5 protein-coding genes and 1 pseudogene are annotated in these 4818 nt (G+C 72.5%); all 6 read left to right on the top strand.

Annotated elements, in window-relative coordinates; all coding sequences use genetic code 11:
- Positions 1-396: pseudogene (locus AB0I76_RS22605) on the top strand (zinc-binding alcohol dehydrogenase); the annotation flags it as partial.
- A 5-nt stretch (positions 397-401) separates the two neighbouring features.
- Positions 402-1973, top strand: a complete 1572-nt coding sequence (locus tag AB0I76_RS22600; protein ID WP_357038773.1) for an amidohydrolase family protein — start codon at positions 402-404, stop codon at positions 1971-1973.
- On the top strand, positions 1970-3529 hold the full coding sequence (locus AB0I76_RS22595) for a lysine 5,6-aminomutase subunit alpha (protein WP_357038770.1): 1560 nt from the start codon (positions 1970-1972) through the stop codon (positions 3527-3529). The genes AB0I76_RS22600 and AB0I76_RS22595 overlap by 4 nt, the downstream gene beginning before the upstream one ends.
- Complete coding sequence (locus AB0I76_RS22590; protein WP_357038767.1) at positions 3526-4278, top strand: OAM dimerization domain-containing protein; 753 nt, start codon at positions 3526-3528, stop codon at positions 4276-4278. Before AB0I76_RS22595 ends, AB0I76_RS22590 begins: the two co-directional genes overlap by 4 nt.
- Positions 4275-4667 (top strand): hotdog domain-containing protein, encoded by a 393-nt coding sequence (locus tag AB0I76_RS22585; RefSeq protein ID WP_357038764.1) that lies wholly within the window; start codon positions 4275-4277, stop codon positions 4665-4667. The genes AB0I76_RS22590 and AB0I76_RS22585 overlap by 4 nt, the downstream gene beginning before the upstream one ends.
- Positions 4664-4818, top strand: a 155-nt coding sequence (locus AB0I76_RS22580; protein ID WP_357038776.1) for a glutamate mutase L, incomplete at its 3' end; no start/stop codon positions are given. The genes AB0I76_RS22585 and AB0I76_RS22580, both read left to right, overlap by 4 nt.

The raw sequence follows: 4818 nt of genomic DNA, 5'->3' as shown, positions 1-4818 counted from the left end.
GTCGGGGTGGTTCCGGTGGCGGCGGAGCGCGACGCGTTGGAGGGTGCCGGCCTGGCGTCGGTGGTGGCGTTGGCCGACGCGCGGGATCCGGTGGCGCTGTCGACGGCGGTGACGTCGGCGCTGGGGGCGCCGGCGGACGTGACGGTGGTGTGCGTGGACGTGCCGGGCTGCGAGCACGGCGCGGTGCTGGCCACCGCCGACGGCGGCACGGTGGTCTTCTTCTCGATGGCGACGAGCTTCGCGGCGGCGGCGTTGGGCGCGGAGGGCCTGGCGGCGGACGTGACGATGCTGGTGGGTAACGGGTACGTGCCGGGGCACGCGGAGCTGGCGATGGGGCTGTTGCGCTCCGAGCCGGGGGTGCGTCGTCTCTTCGAGGCGCGGCTGGCGGCAGACTGAGTGCCATGACGAACCCCTCGACGTTGTACCGCGGTGGCGTGCTGCACTGTCCGGCGGATCCGAGCGCGACGGCGCTGCTGGTGCGCGACGGCCGGATCGCCTGGTTGGGTGCGGCCGGTGACGCGCCGGCCGCCGATCAGGTGGTGGAGCTGGACGGGGCGCTGGTGACGCCGGCGTTCGTGGACGCGCACGTGCACGCCACGGACACGGGTCTGGTGTTGTCGGGCCTGGACCTGTCGTCGGTGCGGTCGGCGGGTGAGCTGCTGGACGCGGTGTCGGCGTTCGCGGCGGGGTTGCCGGGCGACGCGGTGGTGCTGGGGCACGGTTGGGACGAGTCGAACTGGGCGGACCGGCGGCTGCCGGACGCCGCCGAGTTGGACCGGGCGGCCGGTGGGCGGCGGGTGTACCTGTCGCAGGCGTCGATCCACTCGGCGTTGGTGTCGGCGGCGCTGCTGGCGGCGTGTCCGGAGGCGCAGGCCGCGCCGGGGTACGACGCGTCGGGCTGGTTGCGGCGCGACGCGCACCATGTGGTGCGGGCGGCGGCGCAGGGGTCGGTGACCCGGGCGCAGCGGGTGGCCGCGCAGCGGGTGGCCCTGGCGCACGCGGCGTCGCTGGGTATCGCGGCGGTGCACGAGTGCGGCGGTCCGGAGATCTCCGACGAGGAGGACTTCGCCGGGTTGCTGGCGATCTCCGGTGCCGGTGTGCCGGAGGTGTACGGGTACTGGGGTGAGCTGTCGGGTGCGGCGCGGGCGCGGGAGTTGGGCGCGGTGGGCGCGGGCGGGGACCTGTTCGCCGACGGGGCGCTGGGGTCGCGGACGGCGCACGTGTCGTCGGCGTACCTGGACTCCGAGGGCGGGTCGTGCGGGCACGGGTACCTGAGCGTGGAGCAGGTGCGTGACCACCTGCTGGACTGCGCGGCGCACGGGATGCAGGGCGGGTTCCACGCGATCGGTGACGCGGCGATCTCCACGGTGCTGGAGGGGTTCGCGGCGGCGGCGGGGACGTTGGGCACGGATCGGTTGCGGGCGGCCCGGCACCGGGTGGAGCACGCGGAGATCATGAGCAAGCGGTTGATCGCCGGGTTCGTGGAGTACGGGATCGTGGCGTCGATGCAGCCGGCGTTCGACCGGTTGTGGGGTGGCGCGGGCCGGATGTACGAGTCGCGGTTGGGTCTGGACCGGTCGTTGGAGTCCAACCCGATGGGTGCGATGCACTCGGTGGGGGTGGCGTTGGCGTTCGGGTCGGATTCGCCGGTGACGCCGCTGGATCCGTGGGGGTCGGTGCGGGCGGCGGCGGCGCACCACAACCCGTCGCAGCGGATGAGTGTGCGGGCGGCGTTCGCGGCGCACACCCGGGGTGGGTGGCGGGCGGTGCACCTGGACAGCGAGGGTGTGCTGGCGTTGGGTGCGCCGGCGACGTTCGCGGTGTGGGAGACCCCGGCGGGGGTGGACCGGGGTCTGCCGGTGCTGCTGGCCGAGGACCCGGAGCTGCGGGGTCCGGAGGATCCGACGCCGTTGCCGGTGTGCCGGCGCACGGTGCTGCGCGGTGAGGTCATCTACGAGGAAGGCAGTTCGTGACACAGAAGCTTGACCTGGATCCGGCGCTGGTGGCGCGGGCGCGGGAGTTGGCGCGCCGTGCCGGGGCGCCGGTGGTGGAGTTGGCGCGCAGTCACACCACGGTGTCGGTGGAGCGGGCGGTGCTGCGGCTGGCCGGGGTGAGCGGCGCGGACCCGGACGGTATTCCGTGGGTGAACCGGCTGGTCGACGCGGTGGTCGCGGACGTGGGTCTGGGGCACGGGGTCGCGGGGCCGGTGTTCGACGCGATGGCCCGTGAGGGTGTCACGGATGTGACGTTGCTGGCGCAGAAGGCCGCGGCCGGGTCGGTGCGGTTCGTGGTGCCGTCGGGCAGGGCGGCCACGGCCGCCCGCCGGGCCGCGCGGAAGGCGGTCGCGGCCGGGATCCGGCTGGTCGACCGGCGCCGGGTCGAGCGGGAGCGCCTGGTGAGACGGTACGGGGATCCGAAGCAGCGGCCGTGGATCTACCTGATCGTGGCGACCGGGGACATCTACGAGGACATTCCGCAGGCGCAGGCGGCGGCGCGGGCGGGCGCGGACGTGATCGCGGTGATCCGGTCGACGGGGCAGTCGCTGCTGGACTACGTGCCGGAGGGCGCGACCCGGGAGGGGTTCGCCGGGACGTACGCGACGCAGGAGAACTTCCGGCTGATGCGGGCGGCGTTGGATGAGTCGTCGCGGGAGTTGGGCCGGTACGTGCGTCTGACGAACTACGCGTCGGGTCTGTGCATGCCGGAGATGGCGACCCTGGCCGGTCTGGAACGCCTGGACATGATGCTCAACGACTCGATGTACGGGATCCTGTTCCGCGACATCAACCCGATCCGCACGTTCGTGGACCAGCGGTTCTCGCGGCAGGTGCACGCCCGGGCGGGGATCATCATCAACACCGGTGAGGACAACTACCTGACCACCGCCGACGCGGTGGACGAGGCGCACACGGTGACGGTGTCGCAGCTGCTCAACGAGTATTTCGCGCACGAGGCGGGCCTGGCGGACTGGCAGTTGGGGCTGGGGCACGCGTTCGAGATCAACCCGGACGTGCCGGAGTCGTTCCGGTTGGAGCTGGCGCACGCGCTGCTGGCGCGGGAGCTGTTCCCGGACGCGCCGCTGAAGTGGATGCCGCCGACGAAGCACATGACCGGTGACGTGTTCCGGGGCAACCTGCTCGACGGGTTCTTCAACCTGGTGGGCACGATGACCGGGCAGGGGATCCTGCTGGTGGGAATGATGACCGAGGCGGTGGTGACGCCGTGGCTGTCGGACCGGGACATCGCCCTGCAGAACGTGCGGTACGTGCTCGGCGCGGCCGGGGGGCTGCACGAGGACTTCGTGCCCGCGCCGGGCGGGTTCATCCAGCAGCGCGCCAACCGGGTCCTCGGTGAGGCGCTGGACCTGTTGGAGCGGATCGGGGAGCAGTCGCTGCTGACGGCGATCGCCGAGGGCACGTTCGGGATCATGAAGCGGCCCGCGGACCGGGGCAAGGGCCTCGACGGGGTCGCGCGGCACGAGGCCGGCTACTACAACCCGGCCACCGACATCCTGGAGCAGGCGTCGTGAGTGACAAGACGATCGTCCGGCCGTACGGGGACACCACCGGTGACGGCATGGTGCAGGTGTCGTTCACGCTGCCGGTGCCGCACGACAAGCGGGCCGAGGGCGCGGCGGTGCAGCTCGCGGCGAAGATGGGCATCGACCCGGCGATGCTGGTGCACGCCAAGCCCGTCGGCGACGGGTTCACGTTCTTCGTGGTGTACGGGCGGGTGAACCACCTGGTGGACCTGTCCGCGGTGCAGGTGGTGGAGCGTGACTACCCGCTGCTGGGCGCCAAGGAGGTCAACGCGGTGGTGAAGCGGCAGTTGCGCCGCAAGCTGTCGGTGGTGGGTGCGTGCATCGGCACCGACGCGCACACCGTCGGCATCGACGCGATCCTCAACGTCAAGGGCATCGCGGGGGAGAAGGGCCTGGAGTACTACCGGGAGTTGAAGGTCACCAACCTGGGCGCGCAGGTCAGCGTGCCGGAGCTGGTGGAGGCCGCCCGGGTGGAGAAGGCCGACGCGGTGCTGGTGTCGCAGGTGGTGACGCAGCGCGACGCGCACCTGCACAACACGCGGGAGATGTCGGCGGCGTTCCGGGAGGCCATGCCGGCCGGGAAGCGTCCGCTGCTGATCGTCGGCGGTCCCCGTTTCGACGAGAAGATGGCCGGCGAGCTGGGTGTCGACCGGATCTTCGGCCGGGGCACCACCCCGGGCGAGGTCGCGTCGTACCTGGTGCACGCGTTGATCACGAACAGGAAGGTGCCGGCATGAGCGACGCACGGCTGGGTTTGACGGTGACGCACCGGCGGTACGTGCCGTACGCGCACGCCCACTACGCGGGGAACCTGGTCGACGGCGCGTACGCGCTGGGCCTGTTCGGGGACGTCGCCACCGAGGTGTGCATCCGCACCGACGGCGACGAGGGCCTGTTCGCGTCCTACTCCGACGTGCAGTTCCGGGCGCCGATGAAGGCCGGCGACGTGCTGGAGGTGACCGCGACGGTGACCCGGGTGGGCACCCGCAGCCGCACCCTCGACTTCGAAGCGCGGGTGGTGTGCCGGGGGCGCCCCGACAAGGGGGAGTCCGCCGCCGAGGTCCTCGACGAGCCGGTGGTGGCGGTCACCGCGACCGGCACCGTGGTCGTACCGCCGGCGGCGTGAACGTCGCCGTCTGCGCCGACGTCGGCTCGACGTACACCAAGGTCGCGGTGGTCGACCTGGACGGCGGTGGTCTGCTCGCGGCGGCGTCGGCGCCCACGACGGTGGACAGTGACGTGCTGCACGGCCTGGACGCCGCGGTCGCGGCAGCCAC

The organism is Micromonospora sp. NPDC049799, from assembly GCF_040656655.1.
Lineage (GTDB): Bacteria > Actinomycetota > Actinomycetes > Mycobacteriales > Micromonosporaceae > Micromonospora.
The sequence above is the reverse complement of the archived record's forward strand: the minus strand, read 5'-3'. Positions and strand labels throughout refer to the sequence as shown.

Excerpts from the sequence above, each read along its gene's own strand:
- AB0I76_RS22600 (WP_357038773.1), top strand. The coding sequence starts at position 402 with ATGACGAACCCCTCGACGTTGTACCGCGGTGGCGTGCTGCACTGTCCG.
- AB0I76_RS22585 (WP_357038764.1), top strand. The coding sequence starts at position 4,275 with ATGAGCGACGCACGGCTGGGTTTGACGGTGACGCACCGGCGGTACGTG.